Origin of the sequence: Acinetobacter sp. YH12106 (genome assembly GCF_013418995.1) — a bacterium.
Lineage (GTDB): Bacteria > Pseudomonadota > Gammaproteobacteria > Pseudomonadales > Moraxellaceae > Acinetobacter > Acinetobacter pseudolwoffii.
The window spans coordinates 105,450-123,841 of the sequence record NZ_VPAV01000002.1; the positions used below are offsets into that span (position 1 = coordinate 105,450).

Annotated in this window: 13 protein-coding genes; 7 read left to right on the forward strand and 6 right to left on the reverse strand. The window is 43.6% G+C overall.

The window, feature by feature from the left end; all coding sequences use genetic code 11:
• Nucleotides 1-733: 733 nt before the first annotated feature.
• The 3 genes from ilvC to FTU45_RS02915 all read right to left on the reverse strand — a co-directional run bounded on the left by ilvC (nt 734) and on the right by FTU45_RS02915 (nt 4,073).
• Nucleotides 734-1,750 carry a ketol-acid reductoisomerase gene (gene ilvC / locus FTU45_RS02905; protein WP_180040569.1) on the reverse strand — a complete coding sequence of 339 codons (1,017 nt, stop codon included), beginning with the start codon at nt 1,748-1,750 and terminating at the stop codon, nt 734-736.
• A 107-nt stretch (nt 1,751-1,857) separates the two neighbouring features.
• Entirely contained in the window at nt 1,858-2,349 is a 492-nt protein-coding gene (ilvN, locus tag FTU45_RS02910; protein ID WP_004813125.1) for an acetolactate synthase small subunit, read from the reverse strand.
• Nucleotides 2,346-4,073 (reverse strand): acetolactate synthase 3 large subunit, encoded by a 1,728-nt coding sequence (locus FTU45_RS02915; protein WP_180075897.1) that lies wholly within the window; start codon nt 4,071-4,073, stop codon nt 2,346-2,348. The genes ilvN and FTU45_RS02915 overlap by 4 nt, the downstream gene beginning before the upstream one ends.
• A gap of 687 nt (nt 4,074-4,760) precedes the next feature.
• Here FTU45_RS02915 and FTU45_RS02920 point away from each other — a divergent pair.
• The 7 genes from FTU45_RS02920 (at nt 4,761) to FTU45_RS02950 (ending at nt 14,518) form a co-directional block, all read left to right on the forward strand.
• A complete protein-coding gene (locus tag FTU45_RS02920; protein ID WP_159138487.1) occupies nt 4,761-5,111 on the forward strand; it encodes a DUF4124 domain-containing protein in 351 nt (116 codons plus the stop codon).
• A gap of 124 nt (nt 5,112-5,235) precedes the next feature.
• Entirely contained in the window at nt 5,236-7,872 is a 2,637-nt protein-coding gene (gene leuS, locus FTU45_RS02925) for a leucine--tRNA ligase (protein WP_180075898.1), read from the forward strand.
• 236 nt (nt 7,873-8,108) lie between these two features.
• Nucleotides 8,109-8,642, forward strand: coding sequence for a hypothetical protein (locus tag FTU45_RS02930; protein WP_100329236.1), 534 nt, complete (start codon nt 8,109-8,111; stop codon nt 8,640-8,642).
• Nucleotides 8,643-8,651: 9 nt separating this feature from the next.
• Nucleotides 8,652-9,638, forward strand: a complete 987-nt coding sequence (gene holA, locus FTU45_RS02935) for a DNA polymerase III subunit delta (protein ID WP_180075899.1) — start codon at nt 8,652-8,654, stop codon at nt 9,636-9,638.
• Nucleotides 9,639-9,757: 119 nt separating this feature from the next.
• Nucleotides 9,758-11,107, forward strand: coding sequence for a MacA family efflux pump subunit (locus FTU45_RS02940; protein ID WP_100329237.1), 1,350 nt, complete (start codon nt 9,758-9,760; stop codon nt 11,105-11,107).
• Nucleotides 11,108-11,109: 2 nt separating this feature from the next.
• Nucleotides 11,110-13,083: a MacB family efflux pump subunit gene (locus FTU45_RS02945; protein WP_153370697.1), complete on the forward strand. Its 1,974-nt coding sequence runs from the start codon at nt 11,110-11,112 to the stop codon at nt 13,081-13,083.
• A 10-nt stretch (nt 13,084-13,093) separates the two neighbouring features.
• Nucleotides 13,094-14,518, forward strand: coding sequence for an efflux transporter outer membrane subunit (locus FTU45_RS02950; protein ID WP_180075900.1), 1,425 nt, complete (start codon nt 13,094-13,096; stop codon nt 14,516-14,518).
• Nucleotides 14,519-14,583: 65 nt separating this feature from the next.
• Here FTU45_RS02950 and FTU45_RS02955 read toward each other — a convergent pair whose 3' ends face one another.
• The 3 genes from FTU45_RS02955 to orn all read right to left on the reverse strand — a co-directional run bounded on the left by FTU45_RS02955 (nt 14,584) and on the right by orn (nt 18,303).
• Entirely contained in the window at nt 14,584-16,419 is a 1,836-nt protein-coding gene (locus tag FTU45_RS02955) for a tetratricopeptide repeat protein (protein ID WP_180075901.1), read from the reverse strand.
• Between the two features lie 98 nt (nt 16,420-16,517).
• Entirely contained in the window at nt 16,518-17,288 is a 771-nt protein-coding gene (locus tag FTU45_RS02960) for a ThiF family adenylyltransferase (RefSeq protein ID WP_005172727.1), read from the reverse strand.
• 457 nt (nt 17,289-17,745) lie between these two features.
• A complete protein-coding gene (orn, locus tag FTU45_RS02965; protein ID WP_005095622.1) occupies nt 17,746-18,303 on the reverse strand; it encodes an oligoribonuclease in 558 nt (185 codons plus the stop codon).
• Nucleotides 18,304-18,392: the final 89 nt, after the last annotated feature.

Consider the following 18,392-nt stretch of genomic DNA (forward strand, 5'->3'; position numbering starts at 1 on the left):
TATTAATCTCACTCTGAAAACTTATTGTTAAATTAATACATTCATTTAAATCTTTTGATTTCATAACATCCTAATCAACACCTATATTTTTATAAAATTTACACTCTTTGAATCATCTTACAATTCAATTAATTAATTTAATATCTTATTGAATGAAAATTCTCATTAAAACTATACTTTATATTCTTTATCCCATTTAAATCAATTAAATAACTATACTTCTGATAGATTCAATCAACTATTTAAAGAATATTTATCCCTATTATTAAAAATAATCTATTTTAAATAAAAACTAGCGATCAACTTATATAAAAATTTGGCTCATCTTTCGTTTCCCACAATATTATATTATTTTTTTAATACACTATCTGATCTTCTTCTCATAAAAGTCTGAAAAAAATTTGACATTATCTCTCAGATTTAACTAAAAACTTGCAATAAAAAATCCACTCAAATTGAGTAGGTTTTAGCATCAAATCAATTGATCAAGAACTTAGTTCTTTTCTTTGTCTACAATCTTGTTCGCTTGAATCTAAGGTATGAACAAGTACAAAATACTGTTTTGTACGAAGTGCAAGGAGGCAAGCACTACTTTGAATGAAACGCAAGAAGTGAAAACACTGCTTTCTTCTATTTGAGGCACGCAGTTCAACTCAAATAAGTCATTTTATTTTTACAAGACATAAAAAAGCCCCTGTTAAAAGCAAGGGCTTTTTGACTTAGAAATCAGAACTTAGTTCTTTTCTTTATCAACGATCTTGTTCGCTTGAATCCAAGGCATCATAGAACGAAGTTTGTTACCTGTTACTTCGATACCGTGAGCAGCGTTTTGACGACGACGTGCAGTCATTGAAGGGTAGTTTAAAGCACCTTCTTGAATGAACATCTTCGCGTATTCGCCAGATTGAATACGTTTAAGTGCATTACGCATCGCTTCACGAGACTGCTCGTTAATTACTTCAGTACCCGTTACATATTCACCATATTCAGCGTTGTTCGATACTGAGTAGTTCATATCCGCGATACCGCCTTCGAACATCAAGTCAACGATCAATTTAAGCTCGTGTAGACATTCGAAGTACGCCATTTCAGGCGCATAACCAGCTTCAACCAAAGTTTCGAAGCCCATTTTAACCAGTTCAACTGCACCACCACAAAGAACTGCTTGCTCACCGAAAAGGTCAGTTTCAGTTTCTTCACGGAATGAAGTTTCGATAATACCAGTACGGCCGCCACCTACGCCTGAAGCATAAGAAAGTGCAACGTTACGCGCGTTACCAGAAGCATCTTGGTGAATCGCGATAAGATCAGGAACACCTGAACCACGTTGGTATTCAGAACGTACAGTGTGACCAGGCGCTTTTGGAGCAACCATGATAACATCAAGGTCAGCACGTGGAACAACTTGGTTATAAAGAACAGAGAAGCCATGAGCAAATGCTAGAGTCGCGCCTTGCTTGATGTTTGGCTCAATCTCGTCACGGTAAAGTTGAGATTGGAATTCATCAGGTGTCAAGATCATAACTACGTCAGCTTGCGCTACAGCAGCAGCAACTTCAGCAACTTTAAGACCAGAATTCTCAGCTTTTTTCCAAGAAGTAGAGTTCGCACGCAGACCAACAGTTACGTCAACACCAGAATCTTTAAGGTTAAGCGCATGTGCGTGACCTTGTGAACCGTAACCAATGATCGCTACTTTCTTCGATTGGATGATAGATAAGTCGCAGTCTTTATCGTAAAAAATTTGCATTGCTGTCTCCGCTTAATGCTTGTTTGTCTGTTTAAATCAGGCAGTGACCTTTGTATTTACACTGCCTGATACCCCCTTCTTATTAGGATGAGGAAATACTTTAAAATTTAGATGGTGAGTACTTTTTCACCGCGTGCGATACCAGAAACCCCTGAACGCACGACTTCTAAAATGGTGTGTTCTGCTAGTGCATCGATAAATGCATCCACTTTTTCAGTCGTACCCGCAATTTGAATGGTATAGGTGGTCGGTGTGACATCAACAATCTGACCACGGAAAATATCCGCAGTACGCTTAATTTCGTCACGAGATGAACCGAGTGCCTTCACCTTAATCAACATCAATTCACGTTCAATGTGCGCACCTTCAGAAAGATCAACCACTTTAACCACTTCAACCAGTTTGTTGAGTTGCTTGGTGATTTGCTCAATCTTGTGATCATCGCCATAGGTGGTCAATGTCAAACGAGAAAGTGTTGGATCTTCAGTTGGGGCAACATTCAATGTTTCGATGTTGTAGCCACGCTGTGAGAACAAACCCACTAAACGGGAAAGCGCACCTGCTTCGTTTTCAACAAGTACAGAGATGATATGTCTCATGCTGTGCGCTCCCCTTTTGCTAACCACATATCTTGCATCGACTGGCCTGCAATCAACATCGGATAAACGTGTTCAGTACGATCAACCATGACGTTAATAAATACGCACTTGTCATTGATCGCCATCGCTTCTGCAAGTTTCGATTCAAGCTCATCGGCATGGTCAATCTGAATGCCGACGTGACCATAGGCTTCCATCAATTTGGCAAAATCAGGCAGTGACTCTACATAAGAGCTAGAATGACGGCCTTCGTAATTCATATCCTGCCATTGTTTCACCATACCCAAGGCACGGTTATTCAGACACAAGATTTTTACGTTCAAGCCATATTGTTTACAGGTCGAAAGCTCCTGGATACACATCTGAATTGATGCTTCACCCGTGATACACACCACCTGTTGATCCGGGAATGCCAGCTTAGCCGCCATTGCATATGGCAAGCCGACACCCATGGTGCCTAGACCACCCGAGTTGATCCATTGACGTGGACGTTTGTATTTGTAATACATCGCACCAAACATCTGATGCTGACCTACGTCAGAAGTGATGATCGCTTCGCCATTGGTTACCTTGTCCAATGCCTGAACCACTTGCTGTGGCTTCATTACACCATTAACACCCGCTTCAAAACGACCGCCATGAACCTTGCGCCATTCATTGATCTGTTTCCACCATGCCGCAATCGCTTCAGGATTTGGCTTGGATACATTCATCTGCTTCAACTGGTTCAGCATTTCATTCAATACCGGCTCTACAGCACCGACAATTGGAATGTGTGCCATAATGGTTTTTGAAATCGTCGCTGGGTCGATATCAATATGAATGACTTTGGCATTCGGACAGAATTTCGCAGGGTTATTAGTAACACGGTCATCGAAACGCGCACCCACACACAGAATTACATCTGCATTGTGCATGGTCATGTTGGCTTCGTAAGTACCGTGCATACCCAACATACCGATGAACTGTTCATCATCGCCCGGGAATGCACCAAGACCCATCAAGGTATTGGTCACTGGATAACCCAATAAATGCGCCAGTTCTGTCAATTGTGCTGAAGCATTGCCTTGAACCACACCACCGCCTGAATAAATTACAGGACGTTTTGCGTGAATAAGCTCTTCAATGGCTTTACGAATTTGACCTGAATGACCACGGAATGGTGGCTGATACGAACGCATCTTCACTTTTTCTGGGTATTCGTAAGCAAATTTTTCTGCAGGATTGGTCGCATCCTTTGGAATATCGATCACTACAGGGCCTGGACGACCTGAAGACGCGATATAGAAGGCTTTTTTGATAATCGCAGGAATTTCGCTGGCATGACGCACCTGGAAACTATGTTTCACGATTGGACGTGAAATACCGACCATATCGGTTTCCTGGAATGCATCTTCACCAATCAGATGACTCGCAACCTGACCTGACAAAATCACCATCGGGATTGAGTCCATATAAGCCGTTGCAATTGGGGTCACCGTATTGGTTGCGCCCGGACCTGAGGTCACCAGCACAACACCGGTCTTGCCTGTCACGCGTGAGTAAGCATCGGCCATGTGACCGGCAGCCTGTTCGTGACGTACGAGATAATGATTGATTCTGTCTTGTTGAAATAGCGCATCATAAATATGAAGAACTGCGCCGCCTGGGTATCCAAAAACATGTTCAACGCCTTCGTCCGCTAATGCGCGAACAAGCATTTCACCACCAGATAGAAGTTCCAACGTGATTCACCCTAATATTATGACACTGCACAAATGGGAGGCATTTGCAGTGTTTCATTTGTTAACTGTCTGCACTGTTATAGCACACAAATTTCATAGTTTTCATAGCAATAGGAAAAAAATCTGATCTTTTGGCTGTTCGAGCAATACAAGACCTAAAACATGTTGGGATAAACATATTTTGCTTAGCTTTGTTCAATTTCTCGGCTAGAGAAATCGCCCACTGCATGAAATGACACTTAGTCGAAGGGTGATCGATTAAGGCATATAAAACTATTGCAGCATTCTTGTGTTTTCAGGCTTTAAAGTCAAGTTTAAAAAACAGGCAATATGCGCTTAAAAACACCTGATTTGCTGTTTTTAACAGCAATCTAGAGCAAGGACAGTAATAAAGAATTAATCTAATAATATTTAATCCAATAAAATTCATAAACTTATATATTTAATTTTATAAATTTTTAGTATGTCTTATATAAAAAAAATGAATGAATTTTTATTAAATCCAGTAAAGTTGTTTATCAATAAATTTTGTGTCTGAAAATTTGCTCACCACTTCTACAAACGAGATGCAGAAGCTGTTCGATCCGTGATCATGAATAGAGCGGATAAAAATTCATTATTTTTACTGTGAAAATCACTACAATGTTTTGTAGTATTTTATGGCTAGAACACAGAGGCTCAAAAACAATGAAAATATCTTTTTTAACTGCCTTAAGTCTGAGTTGTGCAATTTCTCTGGGCATTTGTAGCAGTAGTGCTTCAGCAATCCAGTATTATAAATGGGTCGATGCCAAGGGCACCACGCACTATACAAAAACACCGCCCCCGAAAACAGCGAAAAAAGCCACAACTGTCGATACCTATGGCTGGAAAAACTCGGCACCGACACCGCCTAGAACGAATGAAACTGAAGTGCAAACAGAAAATAGTACTCAAGAACAACTGCAACAGCCTCAAATTCCTGCGAATCAGGATCAGCAGCAACGTGAAGCCAACGAAGCCTTAGAACAATCGAAAAATCGCGCAGTGGCTTTATAAGCGACCTCCACTATGGAACTGATCATTTTTTCTTAGGGAAATGCCTGCGCAAAATTCACTTTTAGGTGCATTTTGCGCTATGCTGTGCAACAGACTTTTTTCACCGTAATTCACTGATACGTTTATGACTACTCACATTGATTCCGAATATCAAGCCAGTGCGATCGAGCCTCAAGTCCAACAGGATTGGGAATCTCGCAAAGCCTTTAAAGTTGCCGACAAAGTAGAAGGTCCACGTCGTTATATTCTCTCGATGTTCCCTTACCCAAGTGGCAAACTGCATATGGGTCATGTGCGTAACTATACGATTGGTGACGTGATCAGCCGTTTCCATCGCTTAAAAGGTGAAACGGTCCTGCAACCGATGGGTTGGGATGCTTTCGGTCTACCTGCTGAAAACGCAGCGATTGCACACCAGGTTGCTCCGGCAAAATGGACATTTGAAAATATCGCTTACATGCGTGACCAATTAAAGAAATTGGGTCTAGCTGTCGATTGGGATCGTGAATTTGCCACCTGTACCCCTGAATACTATCGTTGGGAACAATGGTTATTTGTTCAGCTTTATAAAAAAGGCTTGATCTACCGTAAGCTTTCAACCGTGAACTGGGATCCGGTCGATCAGACTGTACTTGCCAACGAACAGGTTGAAAATGGTCGCGGCTGGCGTTCAGGTGCATTGGTTGAAAAACGTGACATTCCAATGTACTACTTCCGCATTACCGATTATGCGCAAGAATTATTAGATGATCTAGACACATTGAAAGACGGTTGGCCTCAACAAGTTCTGACCATGCAACGTAACTGGATTGGTCGCTCACAAGGGATGGACATTACGTTCCCTTCAGCAAATCCAGAAATCTACGCTGAAGGCTTAACAGTCTTTACCACACGTGCTGACACGTTGATGGGCGTGACTTATGTTGCTGTTGCAGCAGAACACCCAATGGCACTCAAAGCTGCTGCTCTCCAATCAGAAGCAGGCAACCCTGAACTTGCTGCATTTATTGAAGAATGTCGTATGGGTTCAGTTGCTGAAGCGGATCTTGCGACTGCCGAGAAGAAAGGTATGGCAACAGGCCTGTCTGTTAAGCATCCTGTGACTGGTGAAGAAGTTCCGGTCTGGATCGCCAACTATGTGTTGATGTCTTACGGTTCAGGTGCGGTGATGGCGGTTCCATCACACGATGAGCGTGACTTCGAATTTGCCAATAAATATGGCTTAAGCATCAAACAAGTCATTGATGCCAAAGGCGCTGACGATAGCGACTTTTCTGCAACAGAATGGCAAGAATGGTACGGTTCGAAAGAAGGCAAACTGGTGAATTCAGGCGAGTTTGACGGTCTAGATTTTCAGGGTGCATACGATGCATTCCTAGCCAAACTAGAACCAACAGGTCTGGCAAGCTCTAAAGTTCAATTCCGTTTACGTGACTGGGGTGTTTCCCGTCAGCGTTACTGGGGTTGTCCAATTCCAATGATTAACTGTCCATCATGTGGTCAAGTGCCAGTGCCTGAAGAGCAACTTCCTGTTGTACTTCCGACTGACGTTGTTCCAGACGGTTCAGGCAATCCATTGAACAAGATGCCCGAATTCTACGAAACGTCATGCCCAAGCTGTGGTGGCGACGCGCGTCGTGAAACCGATACGCTTGACACTTTCGTAGAGTCTTCTTGGTACTATGCACGTTATGCATCGCCTGACTTTACTGATGGCATGGTGAAACCAGAAGCAGGTCAAACCTGGCTTCCAGTCAACCAATACATCGGTGGTGTGGAACACGCGATTCTGCATTTGTTATACGCACGCTTCTTCCACAAACTCATGCGTGATGAAGGTGTAGTCCAAGGCAATGAACCATTCACCAACCTTTTAACTCAAGGTATGGTACTGGCAGATACTTTCTACCGTGAAGCGGATTCTGGCAAAAAAACCTGGTTCAACCCGGCCGATATCGAACTGGAAAAAGATGAAAAAGGCCGTGTGCTATCTGCGAAATACACAGGCGATGGTCAAGAGGTTGTGGTTGGCGGTCAGGAAAAAATGTCGAAATCGAAAAATAACGGTATCGACCCGCAATCCATTATCGACCAATACGGTGCAGATACGGCACGTGTATTTATGATGTTTGCAGCACCACCGGATCAATCGCTTGAATGGTCGGATGCCGGTGTTGAAGGTGCCAACCGTTTCTTGAAACGTGTATGGCGTTTGGCAACAGGTTTCCTTGAAAAAGGTAATGCTGCATCAAATATCGACAAAGCTGCACTTTCTACTGCTGCCCAAGACTTACGCCGTAAAACCCATGAAACCATCCAGAAAGTCGGTGATGACATCGAACGTCGTCATGCATTTAACACTGCAATTGCCGCGATGATGGAATTGCTAAACGCAAACAATAAGTTTGAAGCCAAAGATGACAATGACGTTGCGGTAGCACGTGAGTCGATCACTACACTTCTGACTTTGTTAGCTCCATTTGCACCGCACTTAAGCCAAACTTTATTGGCTGAGTTTGGGATTAAATTGAATTCAACCCTATTCCCTGCTGTGGACGAATCTGCACTGACACGTAATACGCAAACCATTGTGGTACAAGTGAACGGTAAGCTTCGTGGCAAACTTGAAGTTTCTGTGGGTGCATCAAAAGATGACATCTTGGCGCAAGCCAAAGCATTGCCTGAAGTTCAACAATTCCTGACTGGTCCAACCAAGAAAGAAATTGTGGTACCGAATAAATTGGTGAATTTGGTGGTTTAAATCCTGAAGAATGGTTTAAGCACTGCTTTAAACAATTCTGCAAGGGGATGAGGGCGAATAATTCACCTCTCCCTAACCCTCACTTAGGAGAAGGACTTTAAGAAATAATCCCTCCAAACTTCCCTTTGCCAAAGGGAGGCTTAAAAAACACAAAGCCCGTTGCCAGCCAGCGGGCTTTGACTTTACAATCCGGTTCAGGATTTCAAATATTTCCCTGAGGGAAAAAGAGGATACTCATGCATTTAGGCAAACGTTTAGCAGCAATTGTTTTAACTTGTGGTCTAAGTGCAGGCTTAGTCGGTTGTGGCTTCCATCTGAAAGGCACCAACCCAAGCTCGGCACCTGTTGCCTATTCGGTTATGAGCCTTTCTTTACCCCCCAATACTGAAGAATTACAAGAAAAGCTGGCGGTTTATTTAGGTGCTGCGGGCGTACAACTCAGTAATGCACCAGAAGCTTATGTTTTACGTGTTCTCGATTACACGCCGCGCCGCTTAGAATTGAATGGTAAGCTGGTTGAAACCTTGCTACGTTTAAATGTAACTTTTCGCATTGAAGATGCGCAAGGCAATCCGGTGACCGAACCACGGACTGTGGTGGCAACGCGTACTTATCAATATGACATTGAAACAGTCAACACTGATGACCAGGAACAAAAGTTTCTCAATCAGGTGATTATTGATGATGTGGCACAGCAGATCGCGCGTCAGATTTCATCGAACCGCCTACCCTTGGCCAAACAAAATACCCCAGCGCAACCTGCTCAATAAGAACGCCTTATGAAACTTGACTATCTGCAAGCCCTAAAACGTGTCGATGAAGCTCGCGGTGCCTGGGTCTTGCATGGTCAAGAGCCTTTGCTAGAACAAAACCTGATCGATGCCTTTCGCGCACATTGGCAAGCCAAAGACATCGAACGTCAACGTTATGATGTCAGTTCAGTTTCTGAGTGGAAAAATGTCTTTAATGCATTGAACAGTTTGTCATTGTTCTCAACCCAACTGGCAGTTGAAGTGCATGGCAATATCAAACCAGATGCCAGTAGCATCAAACTGCTGAAAAGCTATTTACAACAAGACAGTGATAATCTGCTATTGGTCGTTATGCCCAAGCAAGATGCGAGCAGCCTCAAATCCAGCTTCTTCCAGACGGTTGAGGCCAATGGTGTCAATGTCGCACTCACTGCAAATTACCCTCGTGATCGTCAACAAATTTTAGCCGTTGAAGCAGATAAACTCGGAATTAAACTTGCCAATGATGCGTGGGCTTGGCTGGAGCAACATCACGAACATAACTTACTGGCTGCAAAAAATAGCTTGATGCGTGTGTCAGATACGTTTGCTGAAGTCGATGTCATCGAGATTGAGCATTTATATGCGTGTCTGCAAGATCAATCACGCTATAGCACGTATGACTTAAGTGATGCCTTGTTGGCAGGTAATCTTGCTCAGTCGGTTAAAATATTTCAGTATTTAATGGCTTCAGGCGAACCCTTAAGTTTAATTTTGTGGAGTATTAGTAAAGAGATGCGTTTGCTCATGCAACTGTTTGAACAACCGCAAAATGCTTTACAACTCGGTATTTGGAAAACCAAAGTTAGTCAGTATCAACAAGCCTTACGTCGCTTAAGTCCGCAAACGTTTTTAGCATGGCCTTCTCTCATAATTAGAATTGACGCATCCATCAAAGGCTTAGGCCACGAGAATGCTGAACACCTTGTACAACAGGCAATTGCGAGTATGTGTGGCAAATCCCTATTCCATTAAATTCCTTTAAAATTAGATAAATAAAATAATAATCATTCTTGTTTGTTAAAAAAATTCACGATTTATCCTCAATTCGATTCTATAATCACAATCAAATCTCCGACTTAAATTTGTTCATCATGCCAAAAATAAAACCGACTAAACTGATTATGGCTGTCGTGATTGCCATTGCTGTCGCAGCGACCGCATGGTACTTCCTCAAACCAAAAGAAAAACCAATGCAATTCATTACGGCTGAAGTCACCACAGGCGATATTGAAAACTCCGTATTGGCAACAGGTGTACTTGAAGCGACCAAAATGGTGAGCGTAGGTGCTCAGGTCTCGGGTCAGGTCAAAAAAATGTATGTGCAGTTGGGTGATCAAGTTAAACAAGGTCAACTGATTGCGCGTATTGATTCTGTGCGTCAAGAAAATGAATTGAAAACGGCTGAAGCCAGCATTAAAAATCAACAAGCGCAGTTGACGGTAAAACAAGCGAATTTAGCGAAAGTGGAAGCCGAATATAACCGCCAAAAAGCCATGTATGCTCAAGATGCAACCTCAAAATCTGAGCTAGAAGCGGCAATGGCAAGCTTTAAAACAGCACAAGCTGAAATCACAGCCATCAATGCACAGATTGAACAATCGCGTTTAACGCTTGCAACAGCCAAAGAAGATTTAGGCTATACCCAAATTGTTGCACCGATGGACGGTACGATTGTCGCGATTGTGACTGAAGAAGGTCAAACGGTAAACGCGAACCAAAGTGCACCAACGATTGTAAAGCTGGCTAAATTAGACAACATGACCATTAAAGCTGAAATTTCTGAAGCCGATGTCATGAAGGTGGAAGAAGGCCAATCGGTTTACTTCACGACCCTTGGCAACAGTGAAAAGAAAATTTACGCGAAACTTCGCCAAGTTGAGCCTGCTCCAAACTCAATTAATACTGACACTAACACAGCGTCATCTTCAAGTTCAGCCGTGTATTACAACGCTTTGTTTGATGTACCGAATGAAGACGGCAAACTGCGTATTGATATGACCGCGCAAGTGTATATTGTGCTTGATGAAGCGAAAAATGTACTGACTATTCCTGCTTCTGCGATTGAAAGCTCAAACCGTCCACAACGTAGCCGTGGTGAAGGTTCAGGTGCAGCAGCAAGCGAAGCTAGCACACGTGGTCAACATGCTGAACGTGGTACAGGCGATCGTCCCCAGCGTTTAGAATTATCTGATGCAGAACGTAGTTTGATTGCGCAAGGTAAAGCAACGCGCGCAATGGTTCGTGTAGTCCAAGCAGATGGTACCGCTAAACCAACGCCTGTTCTTGTCGGTTTAAACAACCGTGTGACTGCTCAAATTATCAAAGGTTTGAAAAAAGGCGATCAAGTTGTAATTGCAGATGGCTCTGATTCTTCTAATAACGCAGCAAAACGTAGCAGCGGTGGTAGCCGTGGCCCAGGTGCTGGTCCAATGAGAATGTAATCATGACCCAATCTAATCAACCTCTACTCGAGGTCAAAAATCTGATTCGTGAGTTTCCTGCGGGTGACAGCACGATTCAGATTTTAAAAGGTGTAAACCTTGAAATTTATCCGGGTGAATTGGTCGCGATTGTCGGTCAGTCTGGCTCGGGTAAATCGACATTAATGAACATTTTGGGCTGTTTGGACAAACCCACCACAGGTAGCTACAAAGTTAAAGGGCGTGAAACACGTGAACTTGAAGCGGATGAATTGGCAAAATTGCGCCGTGAATATTTCGGTTTTATTTTCCAGCGCTATCATCTACTCGGTGATTTAACCGCAGCAGGCAACGTTGAAGTTCCTGCTATTTATGCAGGTGCCGATGCGGTAGAGCGTAATAAGCGTTCGACTGAACTGTTGACCAACCTTGGTTTGGGTGAAAAAACTGAAAACCGTCCAAGTCAGCTTTCAGGTGGTCAGCAACAGCGTGTATCGATTGCACGTGCCCTCATGAATGGTGGTGATGTCATTCTTGCCGATGAGCCAACAGGCGCACTCGATAAGAACAGTGGTATTGAAGTCATGCGCATTTTGCGTGAGCTGAATGCCAAAGGTCATACCATTATTTTAGTCACGCACGATCACAACGTTGCCAAAAATGCCACGCGTATTATTGAAATTTCTGACGGGAATATTATTTCCGATCAGCCCAATGTACCTGAAGTCGAAGATGGTTTTGTCAAACAGGAGCTTGTGCCTGCACCACAAAAGAAAATTCCGGCATGGCGCGCTGCCTTTGACCGCTTAGGTGAAGCGTTCCGTATGGCGCTCTTGGCCATGAATGCACACCGTATGCGAACCTTCTTGACCATGCTCGGGATTATTATCGGGATTGCATCGGTCGTATCGGTCGTTGCGCTGGGTAATGGTTCACAAAAACAAATTTTAGAAAATATTAGTAGCTTGGGCACCAATACCATTACCGTGTTCCAAGGTCGTGGTTTTGGTGATAATTCCAGATCATCCCAAGCCAAAACGTTGATTCCTGCCGATGCAGATGCACTAGCAGAACAACCCTATGTGGATGGCGTGAGTCCATCAGTAACCAGTAGTGTCACCGCTCGCTTTAAAGAAGTTGAAGCCTCTGCAACCGTGAATGGTGTCAGTGCTGATTTCTTCTATGTGAAAGGTTTAAACTTTAAATCAGGTCAAGCGTTTGATAAGCACAGTGTGACTCAACAAGCCCAAGATGTGGTGATTGATACCAACACTCAAAATACGTTCTTTAAAGATGGCACCAATCCCGTAGGTCAAGTGCTGTTATTAGGCAGTGTCCCGAGCCGTATTATTGGTATTGTGGAAGCACAAGCCGGCATGGGCAGTTCTGATACTTTAAACGTGTATCTGCCCTACTCGACCGTCATGAGCCGTATGCTGGGTCAGTCTAATGTGCGTAATATTATTGTGCGTATTAAAGATGAATACCCAAGTGCTGCTGCGGAAAATGCCATCTTGAATCTATTGGTTCAACGCCATGGTGCACAAGATGTATTTACCCAAAATGCCGATAGTATTCGTGAAACCATTCAACAAACCACGAAAACCATGACCTTGCTGATTTCAGCCATTGCCGTGATCTCATTGGTGGTTGGTGGTATTGGCGTCATGAATATCATGTTGGTCTCTGTGACTGAACGTACTCAAGAAATTGGCGTACGTATGGCTGTTGGTGCACGTCAAAGTGATATCTTGCAGCAGTTCCTGATTGAAGCCGTTTTAGTGTGTATTCTGGGTGGTATTTTGGGTGTCTTGCTCTCGCTCGGTATTGGTCAGCTGATTACTCATTTTGCTGGTGGTACGTTCCAAATGGCGTATTCAACTACTTCCATTATTGCTGCCTTTGTCTGCTCAAGTCTCATTGGTATTGTGTTTGGTTTCATTCCTGCACGTAATGCCGCACGTTTAAATCCAGTCGATGCTCTGTCTCGTGAATAAGGAATATGTCATGCAAATGAATTTAACCAAACTTGCCAGTGCCCTTGTTCTCGGAAGTTCCTTGGTCGGCTGTGCTGCTGTGGTGAAAACGCCTTATGAACAACCCAGCGTTCAGATTCCAAGTCACTTCCAAAACAGTTCAGGTTTGAATCAGCAGATTCATGAGCGCGTTTTAGCTGATCAATGGTGGACTTTATTTCAAGATCCTCAGTTAAATGCATTGGTCGATCAAGTGCTCGCGCGCAATACTGATTTAGCAGTTGCCGGCATTAACTTGCAACAAGCACGTATTCAAGCCAAACAAAGTGCGAGCCAGCAAGGTATCCGTATCGGTGATGCAAAAATTTCAACAGGACATCGCTTTAGTTTAGATGGTGATGGTAACTCATCCACTGGTATTAGCTTAGGTTATCCAGGCTTAAGCTACGAGATTGACCTGTTTGGCAAACTTGCTAATCAAACTGAAGCATCACGTTGGGAAGCCTTAGCAACCGAGCAAGATTTGCAAGCCACTGCCCAAAGCTTGATTGGCACAACAGCGCAGTTATATTGGCAGTTAGGCTACCTGAATGAGCGTTATAGCGTGGTTCAGCAAAACTTAGCCACTGCGCAAAAAACCTATGATTTAGTGCAAGTGCAATATCGTGCAGGTGCCGTATCAGGTTTAGATTTAACCCAAGCCGAACAAGCCATTCAAAGCCAAAGATCGAACCTGAGTCAGATTGATCAGCAACGTGTGGAAACGCGTACCGCTTTAGCAGTGTTGTTGAATGAACCTGTGCAGCAATTGAGTTTCAATGAGCCTTCACGCTTAGCCAATATTCAGCTACCGACGATTCAAGCTGGCTTACCTGCAAGTTTATTGGCACGTCGTCCAGATCTACAAGCAGCGGAACTCCGTCTTCGTAAAGCTTTAGCCAATAAAGATGCCAATAAAGCCAGCTATTATCCTTCGATTAGTTTGACAGGGGCTGTTTCCACTGGTGTTGGGGTTGGAGCAAACACTTCTTTAAGTAATGTACTAAAAAATCCTGTAGCAACCTTAGGCGCAGGTTTAACTTTACCATTCTTGCAATGGAACGACATGAAGCGTGATTTGCAGGTCAATGAACTCGATTATGAAAAATCGATTTTGCAATATCGTCAAACCATGTATGAAGCGTTTGCTGATGTTGAAAATGCACTGTCAGCTCGTAACGAAATCAATAAACAAGTCCAACTGCAACAACGTAACGTTGAATTAGCAGAGAAAACGGCACGTTTGACGGAAGTTCGTTATCGTAATGGTGCGGTTGCATTAAAGAACTTGTTAGACACGCAAGAAACCCTGCGTAATGCACGTTTAACTTTAATTCAAACCAAACAAAGCCAATACAATGCCTATGTCACACTCATGCAAGCTTTAGGTGGTAGTCCCATTCAACAATTACCTTAATCTTTAATGTGAAAAAAACCGAAGCTCAGGCTTCGGTTTTTTATATTGCGTGATGTCAATAAAAATTACTTCATTTCTAAATAGGCATGCACATTTTTCAATAATTCAGTTGATCGCTCATGCTCGAGCAAACTGCCTTTTTCCAGCCAGTCCCGCGCGACTCCAATATCGCGTTCCACCCCAATTCCCTTGGTATATAAACGTCCCAGATGACTATAAGCATCGGCATTGACCTGCGCTGCCGCCTGACGGTAATACTGTACCGCCTGTTCGATATTTGCCTCAGTGCCTATGCCATTTTCAAACGCTTCCCCCAGCGCATTCAGTGCCACACTATTCTGCTGAGCAGCCGCTTTTTGCAGATAGCTCAAACCTAAGGCAATATCCTGCGCAATCTGTTTTCCTTTAAGATACTCCAAGCCCAATTCTGCCTGTGCCTGTGCATGTCCCAGTTGTGCAGCCTGATGCAGATAACGATTGGCCTGCTCTGGATTAAGGATAAAGACCGGATAAAGACCTGACAGAGCCTGATACAGGAACCAGGCTGCTTCCTTGGAGCCTTTCGCAACCGCCTGATTCAGATATTGAATGGCTTTGTCGCGTGTCGGCAATGGATATTCCGCCAGACTATAAAAACGCCCGACCACATAAATTAAATCTGCCTCAGACTGAGCCTCGATCTGCCAGTATTGCTGGGCCACTGCCTGAATCATGCGGGTGGCTTTGGCTGTGTCTTTTACAGTACTGATGCCATTTAAATAACACAGTGCCAGACCCATTTGTGCATAAGCATCATCGGGACTAAGCTGAAATGCTGCCTGATACAGTTCAAATGCCTTTTGCGGCTCATGAGCCACTAGATGCTGTTCAAAATACAGCGCGGCAATCATGCATAAAGCGGGCGGATGCTGAGTATTGGCAGCTTCAGACCAGTAACGAAACGCCATGGTTTCATTTTTATCGACATACCAGCCATGAAAATAAGCCAGTCCAATTAAAGTCTTGGAATGCGCATCGGCATGTTCTTTGGACTGCTGCATCAAATGCTGGAACACGCGCTGACGCTGGTCGGTATCGATACGGCCTTGCAGTACGCCAGCATAATAATCATAGAGACCTTTTTGATCACCAAGACTGATACAGCGTTTAATAAATTGCAGGGCTTGAGTCTGGTCTTGGGGCAGCCTCTGTCCACGCGCATAATCATCGGCGATCTGCTGATTGGCAGCCAGATGATCTTGCTGCGCAGCTAAAAACAGATAATGAATTCCCTGAACCAAATCTTGAGCCGCTGAATCTGTTAAATAATACTGCGCCAGTTGATACTGCGAATTGCTATGTCCCTGCCCGGCATTTTGAATGAGTAAGGCCAAGCGCTGCTGTTCAGCGTTCTTCTCTTCTGGATTTGTTTCTGTAGTATAAGAAAGTTCAGTGATGCGGTACTGGGCATCCAGATTGCCACGGGCTACGGCATGTCGGTACCAGTACAGCGCCTTTTCCGGGTCAGCCATTTGATAGCGTTGCTCCTCATGAATCTGCCCTAGATGATAAGCTGCGTCATCACTGCCCAGATGAAAGGCTTTATCGAGATAACTGATGGCTGTTTCCGTATTTTGCGCATGTCCCAGACCCTGCAAATGCATCAGCCCCATGCCGACATAAGCCTGTGGAATTTCCTGTTGCTGGGCAAGATTCTGGTAAATCTGATAGGCGCGTGCATAATTCGGATGTTCAGGATCTGAACTCAAGCGCGCCGCATGCTTGAGCTGTGCATCAAGCTGCTCAATCCATAGATCATGCTGCACAGCTTTGGCCTGATCACGTTTCACCGGATCCGGACGTTTCCACATCCAGATTCCCAAAGCCCCTATCCCCAAAATCAATACCAGCAAGAACCACATAACTGCTCCAAAACATTATTTTTGTTCTGCAAATGAATCCTTTCATTCTAAACGCCGTCTCAAAAAAAGCACATATCTTGTGCTTTTTATTTTGTAAATCAGGCTTTTGCTCTTTTACTATCCAGCTTCTTCAAGCCTTCTGCCACAGCGACCATGGCAAAGCTTGATGTCACCACCACGGCAGAGCCATAACCACCACAGCGCAAGCCGGCACTGGCACAGACATCGGCACTCGAGAACGGATTATCGATAGAATAGACACAGGTAATGCCGAATTTTTCTTTAGGTTTTTTACAAATACCTTTGCCGCGTAACTGGGCACGCAATTTGGCCAGCATCGGGTCCTGTTCGGTTTTAGATAAATCGGCCACCCGAATTTTCAGGGGATCCAGTTTACCGCCTGCTCCGCCTGACACAATCAAGGGAATCTTGTTAAAGCGACAATGCAGCATCAAGGCAAATTTGGCCTTCACATCATCAATACAGTCGAGAATTAAATCAGGATTACCTGCTAAAATTTCTTTGATATTTTCCGGCGTCAGATAATCATCAATCAGATTGATCTTGATCCGTGGATTAATGGCATGACAACGCTCGGCCATCACTGCAATTTTTTCATGGCCCAAGGTCGTGCTCATGGCAGGCAATTGACGATTAATATTGGATGCCGCCACCACATCCATATCGACCAAACTCAGCTCGCCCACACCGCTACGTGCCAGCGCTTCTACTGCCCAAGAACCGACACCACCGATGCCAATCACCATCACATGACTTTTTTCATAATGACTGAAGCTGTCTTCTCCATAAATTTTGGCAACACCCGCAAAGCGGCGCTCATATTCATCGTCTTGAAGCAGTTCAGTCATAAGTCATCAATAGCTGTTAAATCACGGCTTATTTTAGCAAAGTCAGCATTTTTTTACTGCTTCTAAAATTTTGATACAAAATCTATCAGCAAAATCAGAAAGATAAATTCAGGAACATTTATAATTGGATAAAATTCATACATAAAACTTTAAATATGGGAGTCAAACACTGTGCTGATCAATGCTCTTTTGGCTCTCAATTTTATACTGATCACTCTACATTTTTATTTTTACAGTAGCCAAAAACAGAAAAACTATGCGCTGAGTATTTTTATTCGTTTGTTGATTTTAGGCCTATTCGGATATGTGATCCTAGATCGCCATGAAACCCAGACCCATCTGATTTTGGTACTGATATCCTGGGTGATATTTGAACTGATTGAGAGTTTATATCAAAAGAAAAAAGCATCAATCTCATAAAAAAAGAGGCTTTCGCCTCTTTTCAATTCATCGGAATTTAGTCTTTATTCATGATAAAGAAATATTGACGATAGTATTTCAGTTCGGCAATTGAATCACGAATGTCATCCATCGCCAGATGCGAAGCATTTTTCTTGAGACCACTCATGATTTCAGGACGCCAGCGTTTTGCCAGCTCTTTCACTGAAGATACATCCAGATTACGGTAGTGGAAATATTGTTCCAGCTCAGGCATCAGGCGGTGCAAGAAACGGCGATCCTGACAGATCGAGTTGCCACACATCGGGGATGACTTTGGATTGACCCATTTTTTCAGGAATTCAATGGTTTGCTGTTCTGCATCCTGAGCCGTCAGTTTACTGCGACGCACCCGTTCAATCAGACCAGACTGGCCATGTTGACGAGTGTTCCACTCATCCATGGCATTTAACAGACGTGTAGGCTGATGCACCGCAAGCACAGGACCTTCTGCCAGAATATTCAAATTGTCATCGGTTACAATCGTCGCAATTTCAATAATTTGGTCATTGTCTGTGTCTAGACCTGTCATTTCAAGGTCAATCCAAATCAGGCGGGTATCAGCGGTGCTGCTCATAAATGTGCAATCTTATTGGGTTTAAAAACAACTATAGTAGCAAATTAATTACATCTTGGGTGTCATTCGGGGGCTGCTTCATGCTATTT

Coding starts and splice junctions, on each gene's coding strand:
- holA (WP_180075899.1), top strand. CDS start 8,652: ATGAAACTTGACTATCTGCAAGCCCTAAAACGTGTCGATGAAGCTCGC.
- leuS (WP_180075898.1), top strand. CDS start 5,236: ATGACTACTCACATTGATTCCGAATATCAAGCCAGTGCGATCGAGCCT.
- FTU45_RS02960 (WP_005172727.1), bottom strand. CDS start 17,288: ATGACTGAACTGCTTCAAGACGATGAATATGAGCGCCGCTTTGCGGGT.
- orn (WP_005095622.1), bottom strand. CDS start 18,303: ATGAGCAGCACCGCTGATACCCGCCTGATTTGGATTGACCTTGAAATG.
- FTU45_RS02920 (WP_159138487.1), top strand. CDS start 4,761: ATGAAAATATCTTTTTTAACTGCCTTAAGTCTGAGTTGTGCAATTTCT.
- FTU45_RS02950 (WP_180075900.1), top strand. CDS start 13,094: ATGCAAATGAATTTAACCAAACTTGCCAGTGCCCTTGTTCTCGGAAGT.
- FTU45_RS02945 (WP_153370697.1), top strand. CDS start 11,110: ATGACCCAATCTAATCAACCTCTACTCGAGGTCAAAAATCTGATTCGT.
- FTU45_RS02930 (WP_100329236.1), top strand. CDS start 8,109: ATGCATTTAGGCAAACGTTTAGCAGCAATTGTTTTAACTTGTGGTCTA.
- ilvC (WP_180040569.1), bottom strand. CDS start 1,750: ATGCAAATTTTTTACGATAAAGACTGCGACTTATCTATCATCCAATCG.
- FTU45_RS02955 (WP_180075901.1), bottom strand. CDS start 16,419: ATGTGGTTCTTGCTGGTATTGATTTTGGGGATAGGGGCTTTGGGAATC.
- FTU45_RS02940 (WP_100329237.1), top strand. CDS start 9,758: ATGCCAAAAATAAAACCGACTAAACTGATTATGGCTGTCGTGATTGCC.
- ilvN (WP_004813125.1), bottom strand. CDS start 2,349: ATGAGACATATCATCTCTGTACTTGTTGAAAACGAAGCAGGTGCGCTT.